This window comes from Pseudoxanthomonas composti (assembly GCF_004122095.1).
GTDB classification, from domain to species: Bacteria; Pseudomonadota; Gammaproteobacteria; order Xanthomonadales; family Xanthomonadaceae; genus Pseudoxanthomonas_A; species Pseudoxanthomonas_A composti.
In genome coordinates, this window is record NZ_SAWZ01000005.1 from 64,572 (window position 1) to 83,870 (window position 19,299).

Here is a 19,299-nt window from a genome sequence, read left to right on the forward strand (position 1 = left end):
GCGCAGGCGTGTAGCCATGCCGCGGAGGTGTCGGACGAAGCCCGCGACACGGATCACGAGGCGTCCGCGTGATTGGCATGGATCCCCGCCTGCGCGGGGACGACCACCGAAACGCGTGCCTCAGGACAGCACCGGCAAATCGCGGCGCAGCACTTCGCCGAACAGGTCGTGCTCGTCGCTGTCCACGATGGTGACATCGACGAACTGACCCGGCTTGAGGCCGGCTTCGCCGCCATCCTCGATATGCACCAGGCCGTCGATCTCCGGCGCGTCGGCGGCAGAGCGCGCCACCGCGATGCCGTCCTCGATCAGATCGACCAGACAGCGCTGCACACTGCCGATCTTGGCCTCCAGCTTCTCGGCCGAAATCGCCGCCTGCACTTCCATGAAGCGGGCCAGGCGCTCCTGCTTGAGCGCTTCGGGCACGCTGTCGGGCAGCGCGTTGGCGGTGGCTCCCTCCACCGGCGAATAGGCGAACGCGCCGACCCGGTCCAGCCGCGTCTCCCGCAGGAACTCCAGCAGCTCTTCGAACTCGGCCTCGGTCTCGCCCGGGAAGCCAACGATGAAGGTGCTGCGCAAGGTGATCTCCGGACAGATCTCGCGCCAGCGCGCAATGCGCTCGCGGGTCTTGTCGATCGCACCCGGGCGCTTCATCAGCTTGAGGATGCGCGGGCTGGCATGCTGCAGCGGGATGTCCAGGTACGGCAGCACCTTGCCCTGCGCCATCAGCGGGATGACCTCGTCCACGTGCGGATACGGATACACGTAATGCAGGCGGCTCCAGACGCCAAGCTCGCCCAACCCCTCGCAAAGGGCCTTCATGCGGGTCTGGTACTGGCGTCCGTGCCAGCTGCGCTCGGCGTACTTCAGGTCCACGCCGTAGGCGCTGGTGTCCTGCGACACCACCAGCAGCTCCTTGACCCCGCTCATGGCCAGCTTCTCGGCCTCGCGCAGGACTTCATCCACCGGGCGCGAGACCAGATCGCCGCGCATCGAAGGAATGATGCAGAAGCTGCAGCGGTGGTTGCAGCCTTCGGAGATCTTCAGGTACGCGTAATGCCGTGGCGTGAGCTTGACGCCGGCGGCGAAGTCCTCGCCGGTCAGGCGCGGGGCGTGCATCAGGTCGGTGAACGGGTTGTGCCGCGGCGGCAGCGCGGTGTGCACGGCCGACATCACGCTGTCGTAGTCGGCCGGCCCGCTGATGGACAGCACGCCGGGGTGCGCCTGGCGAATCATTTCCGCGCGCTTGCCCAGGCAGCCGGTCACGATGACCTTGCCGTTCTCGGCCATGGCCTCGCCGATGGCATCCAGCGACTCGGCCACGGCCGAATCGATGAAGCCGCAGGTGTTGACCACCACCACATCCGCCGCGTCGTAGCTGGAGGAGAGCTGGTAACCCTCGACCCGGAGCTGGGTGAGGATGCGTTCGGAATCGACGAGGGCTTTCGGGCAACCGAGGCTGACGAAGCCGACCTTGGGGGCGGCAGCTGGCATGGGCGACACAGAGGGAGGCGGCCGGCGATTATACGCCCCGTGGCCGCAGGGCCGGCCGGCAACGGGATGTTTCGCGGGGCCTGGGTACACTGCCCAGCCCTTCGCACTCGGAGTCCCCGCCATGGGCCAATGGATCACCCTCACCCTCCCCGAAGGCCCGGTGGCCGCCTGGCAGGCCGAACCGACCGACGCACCGCGCGGCGGCGTGATCATCGTGCAGGAGATCTTCGGCGTGACCGCGCATATCCGCGAGGTGGCCGAGCGCTACGCCGCGCAGGGCTACCTGGCAATCGCGCCGGCGTTCTTCGACCTGGTCGAGCCCGGCCTGGAGCTGCCCTACGACGACGCCGGCATGCAGCGGGGCCGGCAGATCGTGGACCAGATCGGCCTGGACAAGGCGGTGGCGGTGGTGGCCGCGGCCGCACAGGCCGCGCGTACGGTGATCGGCGACAAGGCGGTGGCCACGGTGGGCTATTGCTGGGGCGGCACGGTCGCCCTGCTCTCGGCCCAGCGCCTGGCCATGCCGGCGGTCAGCTACTACGGCGGGCGCAACACCCAGTTCCTGGACCAGCCGCTGCAGGCGCCGGTGCAGTTCCACTTCGGCGAGCGCGACGCCCACATCACCCCGGACAAGGTCCAGGCCCAGCGCGAGGCCTGGCCGGACATGGATGTGTTCACCTATCCCGCCGACCACGCCTTCAACCGCGACGCCAGCCCGTCGGTGTACGACGCGCCCAGCGCGGAGCTGGCCTTCGGCCGGGCGCTGGCGTTCTTGCGCCAACACCTGGGCTGAGGCGATGCCCGGCTTCGAACTCGACCCGCGTCTGGCCGCCGACAGCCACTTCATCGCCGACGGCCCGCTGTCGCAGGTACGGCTGATGGATGACACCCGCTTTCCCTGGCTGGTGCTGGTACCGCGCGTGGCTGGGGCGGTGGAATGGATCGAGCTGGAAGGCAACCAGCAGCGCCTGCTGCTGGCCGAGGTCCACCAGGCCGGTCGCCTGCTCAAGGCCGTGCCCGGGGTGGACAAGCTCAACATCGGCGCGCTGGGCAACATCGTGCGCCAGCTGCACGTGCATCTGGTCGGCCGCCACGCCGGCGATGCCGCTTGGCCGGGTCCTGTGTGGGGCAGCGGGCAGCCTGAGCGCTTTGCCCCCGACGCGCTGCAGGCCGCGTTGACGACCTGGCGCCAGCGACTGGCCGGATGAGCTTTCCGGTCTGCGAGGCCCTCGCCGACGACGCCCTGCTGCTGCGGCTGGGCGAGCGCATCGAAGTCGACCTCAATGCCCGCGCGCATGCCGTCGCCGCCGCGCTGAGCGCAGCGGCGCCGCCCTGGCTGGTGGATGTGGTGCCGGCCTATGCCAGCGTGGCGGTGTTCTTCGATGCGGCGGTCCTGGGCGATGGCGCGCATGCGCAGGTCGAACAGGCCTTGCGCGCGGCGCTGCGGAGCGCCGCGCCGAGCGATACGCACGGACGCCTGGTGGAGATTCCGGTCTGCTATGGCGGTCCCCATGGCCAGGACCTGCAGGACAGCGCCCAGGCGCTGGAAATCCCGGAGGCCGAGCTGATCCAGCGCCACGCCGCCGGGCAGTACACCGTCGGCATGATCGGCTTCGCGCCCGGATTCCCTTATCTGCTGGGCCTGGACCCAACGCTGGCGCTGCCGCGACTGGCCACGCCGCGGACCCGGGTGCCGGCCGGTTCGGTCGCCATCGGTGGCGCGCAGACCGGCATCTATCCACGTGGCGGCGCCGGTGGCTGGCGGCTGCTCGGACGCACGCCCGTGACCTTGTTCGATCCGGCTCGAGGGCAGCCTTGCCTGCTCTCGCCGGGCGATCGCGTGCGCTTCGTGCCGATCGATGCGGCCGCCTTCGACCGCTGGCCACCATGACCGCCTGGCAGGTGATCGCACCGGGCCTGCTGACCACCGTGCAGGACCAGGGCCGCACCGGCTTTGGCGCCATCGGCGTGGCCCGGGCCGGCGCGCTGGATGCGGCCGCCGCATGGCTGGGCAACCAGTTGGTCGGCAACGATGCCGGGGCCGCCGTGCTGGAGATCACCCTGCGCGGCCCGACCCTGCGGCTCCCCGGCCCGGCCAGCATCGCGCTGACCGGGGCGGCGGTGCAGGCCCGCTTCGAGGGCACCGCCCTGCCGATGCAGCGCCCGGTGCAGCTGCCGGCCGGCACGCTCGAGCTGGGCGCGGTCAGCGGCGGTGTGCGCAGCTATCTGGCCGTGCAGGGCGGCTTCGGCGTGCCGCAGGTCATGGGCAGCCGCAGCACCGATCTGCGCGGCGGCTTCGGTGGGCTGGAAGGGCGCGCCCTGCGCCAGGACGATGCCCTGCCACTGTCGTTGCCATCGCGGGCAATGGCCACCGCGCCGGACTGGCCAGGCTGGTGGGTTGGCCCGGAAGCCATCGTCGGCGCCGCTGGCGCACCCATTCGCTACGTGCCCTCGACCCATGGCCTGGCCACCCAGCTGGCCCAGCAGTCGTGGCGGGCATCTCCCAGCAGCGATCGCCAGGGGCTGCGGCTGCAGGGACAGGCCTTGGCGACCGACTCCGGCAGCCAGCTCTCCGAACCGGTCGCGCCGGGCACGATCCAGTTGCCGCCGGACGGCCTGCCCATCGTGCTGCTGGCCGACGCGCAGACCATCGGCGGCTACGCGCGCCTGGGGCATGTGATCGCGGCCGACCTGCCACGGCTGGCCCAGTGTGGGCCGGGCCAGGCCGTGGCCTTCGAAGCGGTGAGCCTGCAGCAGGCGCAGGCCGCCGCTTGCGTGCAGCGCGCGCGCATGAACAGAATTGCGCTGGCCCTGCGCGCGCGCCGCTCATGACCCGCACCCTCGATTTCAATTGCGACCTGGGCGAAGGCGACGACGATGCGGCGGTGATGCCCTTCATCAGTTCGGCCAGCATCGCCTGCGGATTCCACGCCGGCGATGCGGCCACCATGGCACAGACCGTCGCCCTGTGCCTGCAATACGGCGTGGCCATCGGCGCGCACCCCTCGCACGACGACCGTGCGCATTTTGGACGCCGCGCCCTGCCGATCACACCGGAGGACGCCTATGCCCTGGTGCGAACGCAGATCGGCCTGCTGCAAGACATCGCGCGGCAGGCGGGCACGGCGCTGCAGCACGTCAAACCGCACGGCGCGCTGTACAACCAGGCCGCGCGCGATCCGGCACTCGCCGGAGCCATCGCCGCCGCCGTGCGCGACAGCGATCCACAGCTGCTGCTGTTCGGCCTGTCCGGCAGCGCGCTGACGCAGGCCGGCCAGCGCGTCGGTCTGCGCGTGGTGCAGGAGGTCTTCGCCGAGCGCGCCTACGAGGCCGACGCCACGCTGACCCCGCGCGGCACCGCGGGCGCCACCCTGCCCACCACTGCGGCGGCCTGCGCGCAGGTCCTGCAGATGCTGCGCACCGGCAGCGTCACCGCGCGCACCGGCCAGCACGTGGCCCTGGTCGCCGACAGTCTGTGCCTGCATGGCGACCGGCCCGATGCGGCGGCTTTCGCCCGTGCGCTGCGCGACACCCTGGACGCGGCCGGCTGCCGCGTCGCCCGCCCGTTCTCCGCACAGGACCCAACCGCATGAACGCCTGGCCCCTGCTCGGCATCGCCGTGGTCGTGCTGGGTTTTGCCCTGCGCTACAACCCCGTACTGGTGGTCATCGTGGCGGCCCTGACCAGTGGATTGCTGGCCAAGGTGCCGCTGCCGCACCTGCTGGCCCTGATCGGCACCAGCTTCGTGGAAAATCGCGCGCTGCTGATGTTCCTGTTGACCCTGCCCGCCCTGGGCGTGCTGGAACATTTCGGCCTGCGCGAGCGCGCCAGCGCCTGGATCTCCAGCTTTCGCGGCCTGACCCTGGCGCGCTTCCAGATCGCCTATCTGGGCATCCGCCAGCTCACCAGCATGATGGGCCTGACCCATGTGGCCGGCCCGGCCCAGACCGTGCGCCCGCTGGCGGCGCCGATGAGCGAGGCGGCCGCCGAACGCACGCTCGGGCCCTTGACCGATGCGCAACGCCAACAGGTGCGTGCCAGTGCCGCGGCCACCGACAACATCGGCCTGTTCTTCGGCGAGGACGTGTTCGTGGCCATCGGCGCGGTGCTGCTGATCCAGGGCTTCTACGCCCGCAGCGGCATCGTGCTGGAGCCGCTGTCCATCGCGCTGTGGGCGTTGCCGACCGCGATCGCCGCCTTCGTCGTCCACGCCGTGCGCCTGCGCCTGCTGCAGCGGCGCCTGCAGCGGCAGGCGCAGGCTGCCCAGCGCGTTGATCATGCTGAAGGCTGAGCACTTCTACTGGCTGGTTGGTGCCTTCCTGCTGGCGACGGCCTGGCACAACCTGCGGCGTGGCCGTAATGCCATGGCCGCGTTCTGGACCCTGCTGGTGGCGCCATTCGCCTTCGGCCAGGCCATCCTCGATGCGCACAAGGCCGGACAGGCGCTGCCGGCACAGCTGATGGGTGTGGGCGTGATCGCGCTGGGCGTGCTGGCCGCGCGCGTGCGCCTGCGCGCCGCGCCGGATTCGCCGGACGAGCAGCTCCGCCGCAAGGCCAGCGCCTCGCAGCTGGGGAATCGCCTCTTCTTCCCCGCGCTGGTGATCCCGGTCATGACCCTGCTGCTGTTCGTCGGTGCCCGCTGGGTCCCGGGCATGCAGGGCCTGCTGGACGCCAAGGCGCTCACCTTGAGCGCGCTCGCCCTGGCGAGCCTGGTCGCGCTGTCCGCGGCGCTGTGGGTCACCCGCGCCGGCGCCGGCCTGGCCGCGCAACAGGGCGGGCGCCTGCTCGATGCGTTGGGCTGGGCGGTGGTGTTGCCAATGATGCTGGCCACCCTGGGGGGCGTGTTCGCCGCCACCGGCATCGGCGAGTTGATCGCCGCCCTGGTCGGCAAGGTCATCCCGGTCCAGAGCCGCAGCGCCTGCCTGTTGGCCTTCGCTGGCGGCATGGTGCTGTTCACCGTGATCATGGGTAATGCCTTCGCCGCCTTCCCGGTCATGATGGCCGGCATCGGCCTGCCCTTGCTGATCCAGCGCCACGGCGCCGACCCGGCCAGTCTCGGCGCCATCGGCATGCTGACCGGTTACTGCGGCACCCTCCTCACGCCGATGGCCGCCAACTTCAACATCGTTCCGGCGATCCTGCTGGAGCTGAAGGACCAGTACGGAGTGATCCGCATGCAGGCAGCCACCGCGGTGGTGCTGCTGGTCTTCAACATCGGCCTGATGGCCTGGGTGTGCTTCCGATGAGTCAACGTCCTTGAGCCGCGCGCGCAACGTGCTGGTCACCGGCTTCGAGCCCTTCGGCGCCGACCCTTCCAACCCCAGTTGGGAGGCCGTGCGCCCGCTGGACGGACAGCTTGTCGCCGGCCATCAGGTGCATGCACGCTGCCTGCCGGTGACCTTCCGCGGCTCGGCCGCCGCGCTGGAGCAGGCGCTGGCCACGCTCAAGCCCCGTCTGGTGATCTGCACCGGCCTGGCCGGTGGACGCGCGCGAATCTCGATCGAGCGCGTGGCGATCAACCTGATCGATGCGCGCATTCCCGACAACGCAGGCGAGCAGCCAGTCGATGCCCCGGTGCAGGCCGCGGGCCCGCCGGCCTACTTCAGCACGTTGCCGATCAAGGCCATGCTGGCCGCGCTGCAGGCCGGCCAGATCCCGGCGGAGATCAGCCAGACCGCCGGCACCTATGTCTGCAACCAGCTGTTCTACGACCTGCGCCACCTGCTGCGCCGGCACCGCCGCGTCCGCGCCGGCTTCATCCACCTGCCGTATTCGCCTGAACTGGCGGCCGCGCACCCGGGTGCGCCCGGCCTGGCGGTGGAGGTGGTGACCCAGGCCCTGCGGACCTGCATCGAGGTCGGCCTGCGCGCCAAGGCCGACCTGCCCATGGCGGCCGGCGCGGAGCACTAGCGCCGCCCGCCATGCCATCCGGCACGGCAAAGTGTTGACTTCCGGCACCTGATCCGGCGCGCGGCCGGGCGCAGCATGGCCTCACACCCAACCGCGCTGCCATCAAGGAGGCCGCCATGCACCGTCACCTGATCCCCGCACTGGTCCTGATCACCCTGGGCACCCTGTTCCTGCTGGACAACCTGGGGTTCGCCGGCATCGACGTCAGTCATCTGATCAGCACCTGGTGGCCCCTGCTGTTGATCCTGGGCGGCATCAACCTGCTGCTGCGCCGCGTGCGCGCTGGCGGGGCGCCCTGCAGGCACTGAAGGTCGCTTGGTCACGCCTTCAAGGACGGAGGACGAGGTTCACTTTACGCTGAGGAAGCAGCGGCCCGAGCGCGGACGACGCCACCTGCGAGGAGGCGGAGTCCTTACGTGCTCGTGGTCAATGATGAGGGGTCAGGAGAGAGGACTCTTCCTGTTCGAGAGATGGCGGCTCGATGCGCTTCGGCTTAGGGAGGGCAGCGGCCCGGCAGCCGGCAGCCGCTTTTCCCTCGGTCAGGGCTCCTGCCCTGACTCGGGCGCTCGGCGTCGTGCCTCGCTTGCCGCGGCTACCGGCCGCCGGACCGCTGCTGCACGCGTGAGCTCTCCGGGCCTCTATCCAAGAAAATATTGAGCCGTCAGGCGGCGTGCCTGGATTCGGCCGGGTGTGGCGGAAAGCGGGCCAGGATGGCCCGCGGCGGCGCGTCAGCCATGGATGGCTGACCGAGCCGAGGAGCCACACCCGGTCGGGTCCAGGCTGCCTGGCGAAGTCCAGGTGCCCACGCCGAGCCACCGCGCTGTACTTGCCCGCGCCTCTCGCGGATAAGAAAAAAAGCGCCGCACTTGCATGCGACGCTTTCCTTCCAAGCGGGCTGTGAGCCCAAGGGGCCCCACCGCTCAAGTGCGCGGCAAGGTCACGCCAGTCTGGCCCTGGTACTTGCCGCCGCGATCCTTGTAGCTGGTCTCGCAGGTCTCGTCGGATTCGAAGAACAGCATCTGCGCCACGCCCTCGTTGGCGTAGATGCGCGCCGGCAGCGGCGTGGTGTTGGAGAACTCCAGCGTCACGTGGCCTTCCCACTCCGGCTCGAGCGGGGTGACGTTGACGATGATGCCGCAGCGCGCATAGGTACTTTTGCCCAGGCACACCACCAGCGTGCTGCGCGGGATTCGGAAGTACTCCACCGTGCGCGCCAGGGCGAAGCTGTTGGGCGGGATGATGCACACATCGGACTCGACATCCACGAAGCTGCCGCTGTCGAAATGCTTGGGGTCGACGATGGTGGAGTTGATGTTGGTGAACACCTTGAACTCGCGCGAGCAGCGCACGTCGTAGCCATAGCTGGACGTGCCGTAGCTGACGATGCGATGGCCGCCGGCATCCTGCTTGACCTGGCCCGGCTCGAACGGCTCGATCATGCCGTGCTGCTCGGCCATGCGCTTGATCCAGCGGTCGCTCTTGATGCTCATACGGTGCCCAGGTCCAGTCGTCGCGAGATAAGGCGAGCATTGTAGGCAGCCTTGGGGTGCCGAAGCGATCTCAGCGGCCAAGGGCCGGACTTCGGCGCGGCCTCAGACCAGCGAGGAGGCGATCGACATGGGCGCGCGCGGTCGCGCCTCCAGTGCCGCCAGCAGCGCGCGCGCCGCGCCGGCATAGGCCTGCGCCACCGCCGAATCCGGCTCGGCCGCCACCACCGGCGTGCCGGCATCGCCCTGCTCGCGGATCCGGATGTCCAGCGGCAGCGCCCCCAGCAACGGCACGCCGTACTGCTGGGCCATGCGCTCTCCACCACCCTGCCCGAACAGATGTTCGGCGTGGCCGCAGTTGGAGCACACGTGCACGGCCATGTTCTCCAGCACCCCCAGCACCGGCACCTGGACCTTCTCGAACATCTTCAGGGCCTTGCGCGCGTCCAGGGTCGCGATGTCCTGCGGCGTGGTGACGATCACCGCGCCGGCCACCGGGATCTTCTGCGACAGGGTCAGCTGGATATCGCCCGTGCCCGGCGGCAGGTCGATCAGCAGGATGTCCAGGTCGCCCCACAGGGTGTCATTGAACAACTGGGTCATCGCCGAGGTCGCCATCGGCCCGCGCCACACCATCGGCGTGTCGTCACCGATCAGCAGGCCGATGGACATGGCCTCGATCCCGAAGGCCCGCAGCGGCTCGATGGACTTGTTGTCCGGGCTCTCCGGCTTGCCGGAAATGCCCAGCATCGCCGGCACGCTCGGCCCATGGATGTCCGCATCCAGCACCCCCACCCGCAAGCCCTGCGCGGCCAAGGCCAGCGCCAGGTTCACCGAGGTCGTGGACTTGCCCACCCCGCCCTTGCCGGAACCGACGGCGATGACATTGCGGACACGGGGGTGGGGCTTGAGGTCGCCTTGGACGGCGTGGGCATGGATTTTCACAGAGGCACTGCTGGGAAGACGCGGAGATCGGCGCGATGCTGCACATAGTATCGCCGAACCGCCGGTTCATCCTTGCGAGCCACTGTCGCGCCACGCGCGCGCATGCACTTTATGCGGCGCAAAAAAAATCCAGCCCCTTGCGGGGCTGGATTTCATCACTCCACGAACTTCTGATATCAGAAGTCGTAACGAACGGTCAGACGCAGCGAGCGCGGCGACTGGTAGTTCACGTCGTTCATGTAGTTCGGGCTGATCACGTCGCGACTGGCTTCCTTGAACTCGTTGTACTCGGTCACGCGGTCGTTGTTGAACAGATTGAACACGTCCATCTTGAAGCGCAGCTTGTTGTCGGCCCAGTTCGGCACATAGGCCGCGGTCAGGTCGAACGTCCAAGTCCACGGCGTGCGACCCTGGTCACCACGCTGGCCCAGTACACGCGTGCCATCGTCGTTCAAGCAGTAAAAGCTTGAACCGCTGTACGGCGTGAGGTTGCCGAGATCGGGCTGCTCGATGCCTTCCAGGGGGATGTAACCCTGGCAGTTGATCGGACGACCGGACTGCACGATCAGGTTACCGCCCAGCTGCCACTCCGGCGTAATCGTATAGACGCCGAAAAGCTTCAGGGTGTGCTGGCGATCGTTCGGCGTGGGACCGTAAGTGCCGTCGGTGAACAGACGGTGGTCGAAGTCCTGGGTCAGGCCCGGATCTTCCTGCTCCAGCGTCGAGTTCACGTAGCCTTCGACGTTACCGCGCGTCCTGGCGAAGATGTACGAGCCCTGCAGGTTGAACTTCTCGCCCGTGCGCTCCCAGAAGAACTCAAGCGCAGTGTAGTTACGACGGTACTCCGGCAGGCCCAGGTAGGAGGCCGGCAAGGTGGCCAGCTCGACGGTGCCATCGCCGTCCAGGTCGACGTTCAGCGTGACATCGCTGCCCGGGTTGAGGAAATAGCAGCTCGGGACAGAGTCCGGATCGAAGTTGGTATAGCCATTGTCGTTGGCCCAATCGATCCAGGGGTTGGTGGTGCAGGTGTCGTCCATGCCGGACTTGACCTCACGACGCGTCAATCGCGCGCCCAGCATCCAGTTTTCGTTCAGCTGAACCTGCGTACCAAGAATGATTTCATCCTGGTACATCGGCGACAAGGTGGTGGAGGCCACTGACGCCGGGTTTGGCGCGACCAGCGAGCCGTTGACCTGCGTCTGGCCGATCTGGGCACCCTGGCCGGTCGGCGTACCGTCGCTCTCGTTCCAGCCGGTCACGTAGTACCAGTTCGACGTGGTGGACTCCGCGCCCGTCGCGCGAATACTGGAGTTGGTAGCCACCGGGATGTAATAGCGGCCGGCCGTACCGAACACTTTGAAGCTGGCATCGCCCACCACGTCCCACGAGAAGCCCAGGCGGGGAGCCAGCTTGTAGTCGGACTCGACCCAAGCCACGCCGTCGCCGTTCTTGTTCTCGAACTTCTCGCCACGCAGACCGATAGAAGCGAGGAAGTTGTCGGTCACCTGCCAGTTGTCTTCCAGGTAGAAGGCGCTGTTGGTGTTCTCGTAGCTCGAGCTGCTGGTCTGATAGACACGCGAACGCGCGTAGCGGGCGCCACGCGGCACGAGCTGGCCGTTCACCGTACGTCCCGGCTGACCCGCGTAGGCGCCTGTCGCCACGGAGTTGCCCGGAACCAGGTAGTACGCCCAGTTGATGCCACCGGCGTAGGTCCTGCCGCGATGGCTGGACTCGTACTCTTCCTGATCCACACCGAAGCGAAGGCGATGGTCACCGAGGACCCATTCGGCGTCGATGCGGTAAGCCTTACGGATGTCCTCGTCGGGCTCGGCGTTGAGATCGGCCACCGTGGAGATCGTGCCGGGGTTGCAGCCGATGTAGCGGTCGACCACGCTGGTGGTCAGGCCGAAGCTGTAAGCCCACGGGCACTCACCGCCCACCGGGTTGGCCGGCAAGCGCGAGTCGATCGTATTGCTCAAGTAGCCGTACTGCCCCGAGACGGTGAAGCTATCGGTCAGGTAGCCGGTGTACTTCAAGATGCCAACCTTGCCGCCGTTCTCAATGTCGTACTGTTCGATCGGCGCTTCATGACGACCGACGTTGTAGCGATTCTCGCCATCGGCCGTGAGGTTGTACTCATAAGTGTTGTAACGGGTCTTATTTTTGTTGTAGATCCCCGTGAACTCCAGCAGGTTGCTGTCGTTGATATACCAATCCAACTTCACCAGGCCCTGCGGATCGGTGTTCTTGGTGGCGGTACTGGTCAAGGCGCCGAACGTGTCGGTGGTTTCGTTCCGCCCTTCCGCCATGGCGAAGAAGAACAGGCGGTCCTTGATGATCGGGCCGCTGGCATAGGCCGAATAGATGGTGCTGTCCGACTCGTTGTCGCTGCGGTAGACATACAGCGGATCGGCAGCATCCGGATCGCGCTCGCGCACGTCCTTGCCGGCCGAGCGCCCCCACTGAGGCGTGTATTCGACGCTTCCGCCGAAGTGCCAATCGTTGGAACCGGACTTGGTCACGATGCTGATGATGCCGCCCAGCGAACGACCGTACTCCGCACCGTAGCCACCGGTCTTCACCTGCTGCTGCGCGATCGCCTGGAAGGGCATGTTCGCGAAGGAGAGGAAGGTGCGCATGTTGGTGACGTCGAAACCATTGATGTAGTAGCCGTTCTCGGCCACCGAGGAACCACCAAAGGATGCGAGATTGCCAGCACCAAGCCCGCTATCGCCGCGGACGGTTCCTGGCGCCAGCAGCGCCACGGACGAGACATCGCTGGCAACCGGCAGCGAGATCAGCTGGTCGGCGGTGAACACGGAGGTCGACTCGACCGAGGACACGTCGATCGGGTTGAAGGCGCGGGCGCCGCGCACGGTCACACCGTCCAGATTGGTGGCGTCGCTGGCGAAGGACACCTGCGAGCCGCTGCCGATCTTGACCTCGACCTCGCGGGTCTGGCCGTCGGCAGTCACCACGTACTTGCCGGTCGGCAACTGACTGAACGTGAAACGACCATCGCTCCCCGCGGTGATCGTGCGGCTCAGGCCGGTCTGCGGATTCTGGATGGTGATGGACGCATTCGGCTGGACACTGCCGAAAATCGAGCCGACAGCGCTCTGCGCTTGCACCCCACCGACCACGCACATCCCCAACGCGATGCTCAACGCGCTGCGCTTGATCTTCCTCGACAGCAAATCACGGACAACAGGAGTCGCCATATCTCTCTCTCTCTCAACGTAGGAAATACCAGTTCAAAGAACCGAAAAGTCCCCCCCGCCTAGTGGCACCGGATCCGAAATCTGCGACGAGCGTCTAAGCGCAGCGCCTTGCTTCAGTTTCCTGCCCACCTCCTCCCCGGAAGGTTGCCCGAAGCTTAACCCAGTCTTTACGTACATGTGCAACCGAATGACATATTTTTTACCTTACGACAAATTCCAATAAGAATCAGACACATACAAGGACGGGCGAGCGTCCTCACGGACACCGCCGCGGCGGGCAACGTGACGTTCGACAGTTGACGCGAGACATGGACCCGCTGAACACGTCGCCAAGCGGCAATGGCCAAGGCATGGCCGTCGCTGCAATGGCGCGGCCCCTCCACAGTGCGCAGCAGTACGGTATAAAAGCGCCATGAACCGATCCCTGGGAGGGGACATGAAACGCAAGACGATGCTGATGTGGTCCCTGTTGTTGGTGTCCGGGGTGAGCGCCAATGCCTTCGCCGCCGATGGCGCCGTCGGCCGCTGGAAGACCATCGACGACAAGACCGGCCAAGTGAAATCCATCGTGGAGATCAGCGAGGCGTCCAACGGCAGCCTGACCGGCAAGGTCGTGGAAATCCTGAAGTCGGACAAGGGGCCCAACCCGGTCTGCGACAGCTGTTCGGGCGACCGCAAGAACAAGCCGATCAAGGGCATGACCATCCTGTGGAACCTCAAGCCAGATGGTGCCAACGAATGGGCGGGCGGCACCATCCTGGACCCGGCCAACGGCAAGACCTACAAGTCGAAGATGGAGCTGCAGCCCGGTGGCAGGAAGCTGGACGTTTCCGGCTGCGTGGCCTTCATCTGCCGCGCCCAGACCTGGGTCCGCGAGTAAGAGAGAGCGCGGCACACGCAGGCCTGGCCAGCGCAGGCGCTCGACAAGCCCGGCTCCGGCCGGGCTTGTTCGTTTCCCGGGCCAGGGCGGGCAGCGTGCGATAATCGCCCACCCCCGATTTCCAGCCCCGCCATGACCCGCACCGCGCTCGTTTCCAATGCCCTGCCCTATGCCAACGGCCCGCTGCACCTGGGTCACCTGGTGGGCTACATCCAGGCCGACATCTGGGTGCGGGCGCGACGCATGCGCGGCGACAACGTCTTCTACGTGTGCGCCGACGACACCCATGGCACGCCGATCATGCTGGCGGCCGAGAAGGCCGGGGTCACCCCGGAAACCTTCATCGCCAATATCCAGGCCAGCCACGAGCGCGACTTCGCCGCCTTCGGCGTGGCCTTCGACAATTACGACTCGACCAACAGCGAAACCAATCGCGAGCTGACCGAAAGCTTTTACACTCGACTGGAGCAGGCCGGACACATCAGCCGCCGCAGCGTCGCGCAGTTCTACGACCCGGCCAAGGGCATGTTCCTGCCGGACCGCTACATCAAGGGCATCTGCCCCAACTGCGGCAGCGCCGACCAGTACGGCGACAACTGCGAAGTCTGCGGCGCGACCTATTCGCCGACCGATCTGAAGGAGCCGAAGTCGGTGATCTCCGGCGCGACGCCTGAGATGCGCGATTCGGAGCATTTCTTCTTCGAAGTCGGCCACTTCGACGGCTTCCTGCGCGAGTGGCTGGCGGGCGATGTCGCCCTGCCCGGCGTGAAGGCCAAGCTGCGCGAGTGGCTGGATGCCGAGGGCGGCCTGCGCGCCTGGGATATCTCGCGCGACGCGCCGTACTTCGGCTTCCAGATCCCCGGCCAGCCCGGCAAGTACTTCTACGTGTGGCTGGATGCGCCCATCGGCTACCTGTCCAGCTTCAAGGCCTTGTGCGAGCGCATCGGCGAGGAGTTCGCCCCGCACCTGGCCGCCGAGACGCAGACCGAGCTGCACCACTTCATCGGCAAGGACATCGTCAACTTCCACGGCCTGTTCTGGCCGGCGGTCCTGCATGGCAGCGGCCATCGCGCGCCGACGCGCCTGCACGTCAATGGCTACCTGACCGTGGACGGCGCCAAGATGTCCAAGTCGCGCGGGACCTTCATCATGGCGCGCACCTATCTGGATGTGGGCCTGGAGCCGGAAGCGCTGCGCTACTACTTCGCCGCCAAGTCCTCCGGCGGCACCGACGACCTGGACCTGAACCTGGGCGACTTCATCGCCCGCGTCAATGCCGATCTGGTCGGCAAGTTCGTCAACCTGGCCAGCCGCTGCGCCGGCTTCATCGGCAAGCGTTTCGAAGGCAGGCTGGCGGACGCGCTGCCCGATGCGGCCCAGTACCAGCGCTTCGTCCAGGCGTTGGCACCGGTGCGCGAGGCTTACGAGCGCAACGACCCGGCCTCGGCGATCCGTCAGCTGATGGCCCTGGCCGACGAGGCCAACAAGTACATCGACGACACCAAGCCATGGGTGATCGCCAAGCAGGACGGCGCCGATGCGCAGCTGCAGTCGGTATGCACGCAGGGCCTGAACCTCTTCCGCGTACTGGCGGCCGGTCTCAAGCCGGTACTGCCGCGCACCAGCGCCGAAGCCGAGGCCTTCCTCTCTGCGCCCGTGCTGGCCTGGGAGGACCTGGACCAGCCGCTCACCGCGCACGTCATCCAGCCCTACACCGCCCTGTTCACCCGTATCGACCCGAAACTGATCGACGCCATGACCGACGCCTCCAAGGACACCCTCGCCGCCCAGCCCGCTGCGGCGCCTGCCAAGCCGCAGGAAAAGAAAAAGGAGGCTGCGCCGGCACCCGTAGCCGTGGAAGGTTCGGCCTACATCGGCATGGACGACTTCGCCAAGCTCGACCTGCGCATCGGCAAGGTGCTGGTGTGCGAGTTCGTCGAAGGCTCGGACAAGCTGCTGCGCTTCGAACTGGACGCCGGCGAGCTGGGTAAGCGCCAGATCTTCTCCGGCATCCGCGGCAGCTACGGCGAGCCGGACAAGCTGGTTGGCCGCAGCGTGGTGTTCATCGCCAACCTGGCGCCGCGCAAGATGCGCTTCGGCGTGAGCGAAGGCATGATCCTGTCGGCCGGCTTCGACGGCGGCGCGCTGGCGCTGCTGGATGCCGATGACGGCGCGCAGGCTGGCATGCCGGTGCGTTGAAGCCAGGAGTGAGTGGAGAGGAGTGAGGAGTGAGCGAAAGGCAAGCGTGAGAGACCCGCTGACCGCTCTTTGGCTTAGCTTCGGGTCTCACTCACTCCTCACTCCTCTTCGCTCACTCCTGTGCTTATGGATTTGGCGCTTTTCGACTTCGACCACACGCTGACCACCCGCGATACGTATGCGGGCTTCCTGCGTGAGATCGCCACGCCCGAGCAACTGGCGCGGGCGAAGTGGAACGTGGCACCGTGGCTGCTGGCCTATCGCATGAACCTCATTTCTGCCGAGGCGATCCGCGCGAGGGTGACGCGGATCGGATTCGCCGGGCGCAGGCTGGCCGAGGTCCAGGAAGCCGGCGCGCGGTACGCGCAGCAGGTGCTGCCCGAGCTGATCCGGCCCGAGATGCGCGAACAGCTGGACTGGCACCTCGCGCGTGGCGACACCGTGGTGGTGGTATCCGGATCGCTGGACGTCTACTTGCAGCCCTGGTGCGCTTCGCTGGGGCTGGGGTTGATCTGCAATCGCCTGGAGCACCACGATGGCGTATGCAGCGGGCACTACGCCGACGGCGACTGTGGCGCGCGCAAGTTGGTTCGCATCCGCTCGCAGTACGATGTCACGCGCTATCGCCGAGTTCACGCGTACGGCGACAGTCGCGAGGACAGGCCGATGCTAGCGCTCGCGCACGAGCGCTGGTATCGCGGCAGGCTCGTGTCCTGAGCACTCCATCCCCGCCCTCATCCGCCGCGCAGCCTTCGCCACGCATGACTGACCTTTCGCTCACCCTCGCCGACCGCCTGGACCGTCTGCTGCCGCAGACGCAGTGCGGGCAATGCGGGTTCGATGGCTGCCGGCCCTACGCCGAGGCGATGGCGCGCGGCGAGGCGGGCGTGGAGCGCTGCCCGCCTGGGGGCGATGCCGGGGCACGGGTGCTGGCATCGGCGCTGCAGGTGCCCGCCGTGCCGTTCGATCGCAGCCGCGGCGCGCACAAGCCTGCGCAGGTCGCCGTGGTGGTCGAAGCCGACTGCATCGGCTGCACCAAGTGCATCCAGGCCTGCCCGGTGGACGCCATCATCGGTGGCGCCAAGTTCATGCACACGGTGATCGAGCCGCTGTGCACCGGCTGCGAACTGTGCGTGCCGGCCTGCCCAGTGGATTGCATCGAGCTGCGCCCATCGCCGTGAGCGCGTGCGGCGCGGCCTATTTGGCCGGCTTGCCGCACACCGAGCAGATGCGCTCGACCTTGTAGCCCTTGGCCTTGAGCAGCTCGACCAGGCCATCGGGTCCCAGCAGGTGCAGGGCACCGACCACCAGCATGCCGTCCTGGCCGGAGGGCGACGCCAGCTGCTGTTCAATCTTCGGCAACCAGGCCTTGTTGCGCTCGGCGTTCACGCGCTGATACAGCTCCGGATACTCCTGCCGCATCTGCACGCCCATCTCGTTCCATAGCACGTCATCCTGCCCGGCCCGCCAGGCCGCGTGCAGCCTGCGCGCTTCTTCGGGCCCCTCGTCGGCCGAGGTCAGCGACTCTTCCAGGAACTGCACCTGCGCGCCGGGCTCCATCTTGTCGAAGAACGCGATCTGCTGGGCAGCGGTCTCCAGCCCGCCGGTCGGCTTGCCGGCCTTGCCGGCCTCGGTGGCCAAGTGCGTGTCCAGGCCCAGCTTGGGGTCCAGCCCCTGCTCGGTCATCTGCACCACGCTGATGGTCAGGCCGACGAACCAGGGCTTGAAGCGCTGCAGCATGTCGCTGGTCATGCCGGCCCGCGCCAGCGACTCGGCATGCGTGGCGACCCAGTGACTGAGCAGGCTGCGCGTGGCGGGGGTCAGCTCGCTGTCCAGCACGCTGCCATCGGTGCGCAGCCCGGCCTGGCCCATCTGCAACCCGAAGGACGGCGAGAACATCTCCTGCGGCGCAATCTCGAAAGTCAGCGACTCGGCATCCTTGAACGCCACGTCAACATCCGAAGACAGCGGGTAATCCTGCGGCATCAGCAGGTGGAACGAGCCCAGCAGGTACATGCTGCTGTCCGCATCGGACACCTTCCACAGCAGCGGCACCGGCGGCGCCAGCGACGCCGTGTCCTGGGCCTGGGCGCACAGCGCGGCCGGCAACAACAGCAGGAGAGACAGGCGGGCAAGGCCGCGGCACAGCATCGAAGTCATGGGCAGTTCTCGAACGAAAGACGGGTCATGCGATGGCGTTCAATGCGCGCCCTTGTCCAGCGGCGACGGGCCGACGTAGGCCTTTTCGCCTGCGGTCACCAGCAGGTCGATGCGGTTTTCCGGCGGCGGCAATGGACAGGTGGCATAGGGCGTGAACGCGCACGGCGGGTTGTAGGCCCGGTTGAAGTCCACCACCACGTGGTCGCCCTGCACCGGCGCGGTGTCGATGAAGCGACCGGCCGGATAGCTGCCATGGCCACTGGTGCGATCGGCGAACACCAGGAACAGACTCCTGCCCGGCTCGCCCAGGGCCTCGATCCGGAAGGTCTTGCCGTCGCGCTGGAACTCCACCGCGCCCGGGTTGGGCTGTTGCTGCTCCAGCCCGGTGATATCCACGACCTTCAAGGTCTGGCCCGGCGGATGCGGCAGCCAGCGCGCGTCCACGCGCCACTGCGGATCGGCCGGCCAGGATTCGAGGCCCTTGAAGCCGCTGCGGGTGATCGCATCGGCATGCTTCAGGCGCAGCGCGAAACGCTGGCCGCGGTGGATCACGCTCAGCGAGCCCTTGCCGTCGTCGAAGCGAATGACAGTCGGGGCGCCATCGGTGTCGCTACGCATGCGCACCGCGCCCTTGACCGGCTTGCCGTCGATGGTCAACGGCACGCCCCGCTCGGGCGTGAACACCACCGCATCGCCCTGCTGCTTGACCATGCCCAGCTTGGGCGGCCCAACCTCCAGGCGGATGCCGCTGCCCGGGCCGCTGCCGATGTAATGGGCCTTCAGCTCCAGCCAGTGCAGGCCAACCAGGCTGGTCCATCCATCGAGCGCCTGGAGCTCCTCGCGGCGCTGCTGCTGCCAGATGGCGTGATCGGCCAGGAACTCCACGTCGGCCTTTTGCGCGGGCGCGGCGGCCGGCGCCGGTGCCTTGTCACAGCCGCCCAGCATCGCCAGCGCAATGAGCATCATCGCGCACGCACCCCACATCCGCCGAGTCGGCTGTTTC

General features: G+C 67.5%; 19 protein-coding genes. 13 read left to right on the forward strand and 6 right to left on the reverse strand.

All coding sequences use genetic code 11. From position 1 onward, the window contains the following. Nucleotides 1-120 precede the first annotated feature (120 nt). Complete coding sequence (gene rimO, locus EPA99_RS10460) at nucleotides 121-1,494, reverse strand: 30S ribosomal protein S12 methylthiotransferase RimO (RefSeq protein ID WP_129471180.1); 1,374 nt, start codon at nucleotides 1,492-1,494, stop codon at nucleotides 121-123. Between the two features lie 121 nt (nucleotides 1,495-1,615). Here rimO and EPA99_RS10465 point away from each other — a divergent pair, with 121 nt between their 5' ends. From EPA99_RS10465 to EPA99_RS10505, 9 genes are all read left to right on the forward strand, one after another. After that, nucleotides 1,616-2,287: a dienelactone hydrolase family protein gene (locus tag EPA99_RS10465; protein ID WP_129471181.1), complete on the forward strand. Its 672-nt coding sequence runs from the start codon at nucleotides 1,616-1,618 to the stop codon at nucleotides 2,285-2,287. A gap of 4 nt (nucleotides 2,288-2,291) precedes the next feature. Beyond that, complete coding sequence (locus EPA99_RS10470; RefSeq protein ID WP_129471182.1) at nucleotides 2,292-2,702, forward strand: HIT family protein; 411 nt, start codon at nucleotides 2,292-2,294, stop codon at nucleotides 2,700-2,702. Next, nucleotides 2,699-3,385, forward strand: coding sequence for a 5-oxoprolinase subunit PxpB (gene pxpB / locus EPA99_RS10475; RefSeq protein WP_129471183.1), 687 nt, complete (start codon nucleotides 2,699-2,701; stop codon nucleotides 3,383-3,385). Before EPA99_RS10470 ends, pxpB begins: the two co-directional genes overlap by 4 nt. Then, complete coding sequence (locus tag EPA99_RS10480) at nucleotides 3,382-4,326, forward strand: 5-oxoprolinase subunit C family protein (RefSeq protein WP_129471184.1); 945 nt, start codon at nucleotides 3,382-3,384, stop codon at nucleotides 4,324-4,326. Before pxpB ends, EPA99_RS10480 begins: the two co-directional genes overlap by 4 nt. Next, nucleotides 4,323-5,087 (forward strand): 5-oxoprolinase subunit PxpA, encoded by a 765-nt coding sequence (locus tag EPA99_RS10485; protein WP_129471185.1) that lies wholly within the window; start codon nucleotides 4,323-4,325, stop codon nucleotides 5,085-5,087. Before EPA99_RS10480 ends, EPA99_RS10485 begins: the two co-directional genes overlap by 4 nt. Continuing rightward, entirely contained in the window at nucleotides 5,084-5,785 is a 702-nt protein-coding gene (locus EPA99_RS10490) for a DUF969 domain-containing protein (RefSeq protein ID WP_129471186.1), read from the forward strand. Before EPA99_RS10485 ends, EPA99_RS10490 begins: the two co-directional genes overlap by 4 nt. After that, nucleotides 5,772-6,740 carry a 5-oxoproline transporter, DUF979 family subunit gene (locus tag EPA99_RS10495; protein WP_129471187.1) on the forward strand — a complete coding sequence of 323 codons (969 nt, stop codon included), beginning with the start codon at nucleotides 5,772-5,774 and terminating at the stop codon, nucleotides 6,738-6,740. Before EPA99_RS10490 ends, EPA99_RS10495 begins: the two co-directional genes overlap by 14 nt. Nucleotides 6,741-6,750: 10 nt before the next feature. Further along, on the forward strand, nucleotides 6,751-7,404 hold the full coding sequence (gene pcp / locus EPA99_RS10500) for a pyroglutamyl-peptidase I (protein ID WP_129471188.1): 654 nt from the start codon (nucleotides 6,751-6,753) through the stop codon (nucleotides 7,402-7,404). Nucleotides 7,405-7,520: 116 nt separating this feature from the next. Next, on the forward strand, nucleotides 7,521-7,712 hold the full coding sequence (locus EPA99_RS10505) for a LiaI-LiaF-like domain-containing protein (RefSeq protein ID WP_129471189.1): 192 nt from the start codon (nucleotides 7,521-7,523) through the stop codon (nucleotides 7,710-7,712). Nucleotides 7,713-8,324: 612 nt separating this feature from the next. On the opposite strand, the gene dcd is transcribed toward EPA99_RS10505, so the two are convergent. From dcd to EPA99_RS10520, 3 genes are all read right to left on the reverse strand, one after another. Beyond that, nucleotides 8,325-8,894 (reverse strand): dCTP deaminase, encoded by a 570-nt coding sequence (dcd, locus tag EPA99_RS10510; protein WP_129471190.1) that lies wholly within the window; start codon nucleotides 8,892-8,894, stop codon nucleotides 8,325-8,327. A 102-nt stretch (nucleotides 8,895-8,996) separates the two neighbouring features. After that, nucleotides 8,997-9,836 (reverse strand): iron-sulfur cluster carrier protein ApbC, encoded by an 840-nt coding sequence (apbC, locus tag EPA99_RS10515; RefSeq protein ID WP_129471191.1) that lies wholly within the window; start codon nucleotides 9,834-9,836, stop codon nucleotides 8,997-8,999. Nucleotides 9,837-10,012: 176 nt separating this feature from the next. Further along, on the reverse strand, nucleotides 10,013-13,057 hold the full coding sequence (locus EPA99_RS10520; RefSeq protein WP_129471192.1) for a TonB-dependent receptor: 3,045 nt from the start codon (nucleotides 13,055-13,057) through the stop codon (nucleotides 10,013-10,015). Between the two features lie 436 nt (nucleotides 13,058-13,493). Here EPA99_RS10520 and EPA99_RS10525 point away from each other — a divergent pair, with 436 nt between their 5' ends. The 4 genes from EPA99_RS10525 (at nucleotide 13,494) to rnfB (ending at nucleotide 17,317) form a co-directional block, all read left to right on the forward strand. Continuing rightward, nucleotides 13,494-13,937 (forward strand): DUF2147 domain-containing protein, encoded by a 444-nt coding sequence (locus EPA99_RS10525; RefSeq protein ID WP_129471193.1) that lies wholly within the window; start codon nucleotides 13,494-13,496, stop codon nucleotides 13,935-13,937. A gap of 132 nt (nucleotides 13,938-14,069) precedes the next feature. Further along, nucleotides 14,070-16,136 carry a methionine--tRNA ligase gene (gene metG, locus EPA99_RS10530; RefSeq protein WP_129471194.1) on the forward strand — a complete coding sequence of 689 codons (2,067 nt, stop codon included), beginning with the start codon at nucleotides 14,070-14,072 and terminating at the stop codon, nucleotides 16,134-16,136. A 126-nt stretch (nucleotides 16,137-16,262) separates the two neighbouring features. After that, the gene (locus tag EPA99_RS10535; protein ID WP_129471195.1) at nucleotides 16,263-16,853 is read left to right on the forward strand and encodes an HAD family hydrolase; all 591 of its coding nucleotides are present in this window, start codon (nucleotides 16,263-16,265) and stop codon (nucleotides 16,851-16,853) included. A gap of 44 nt (nucleotides 16,854-16,897) precedes the next feature. Further along, on the forward strand, nucleotides 16,898-17,317 hold the full coding sequence (gene rnfB, locus EPA99_RS10540; RefSeq protein ID WP_129471196.1) for an Rnf electron transport complex subunit RnfB: 420 nt from the start codon (nucleotides 16,898-16,900) through the stop codon (nucleotides 17,315-17,317). A gap of 16 nt (nucleotides 17,318-17,333) precedes the next feature. On the opposite strand, the gene EPA99_RS10545 is transcribed toward rnfB, so the two are convergent. Together EPA99_RS10545 and EPA99_RS10550 are read right to left on the reverse strand one after the other, a co-directional pair. Then, nucleotides 17,334-18,287 carry a TraB/GumN family protein gene (locus EPA99_RS10545; protein ID WP_129471461.1) on the reverse strand — a complete coding sequence of 318 codons (954 nt, stop codon included), beginning with the start codon at nucleotides 18,285-18,287 and terminating at the stop codon, nucleotides 17,334-17,336. Between the two features lie 48 nt (nucleotides 18,288-18,335). Further along, nucleotides 18,336-19,259, reverse strand: coding sequence for a DUF1684 domain-containing protein (locus tag EPA99_RS10550; RefSeq protein WP_129471463.1), 924 nt, complete (start codon nucleotides 19,257-19,259; stop codon nucleotides 18,336-18,338). Nucleotides 19,260-19,299: the final 40 nt, after the last annotated feature.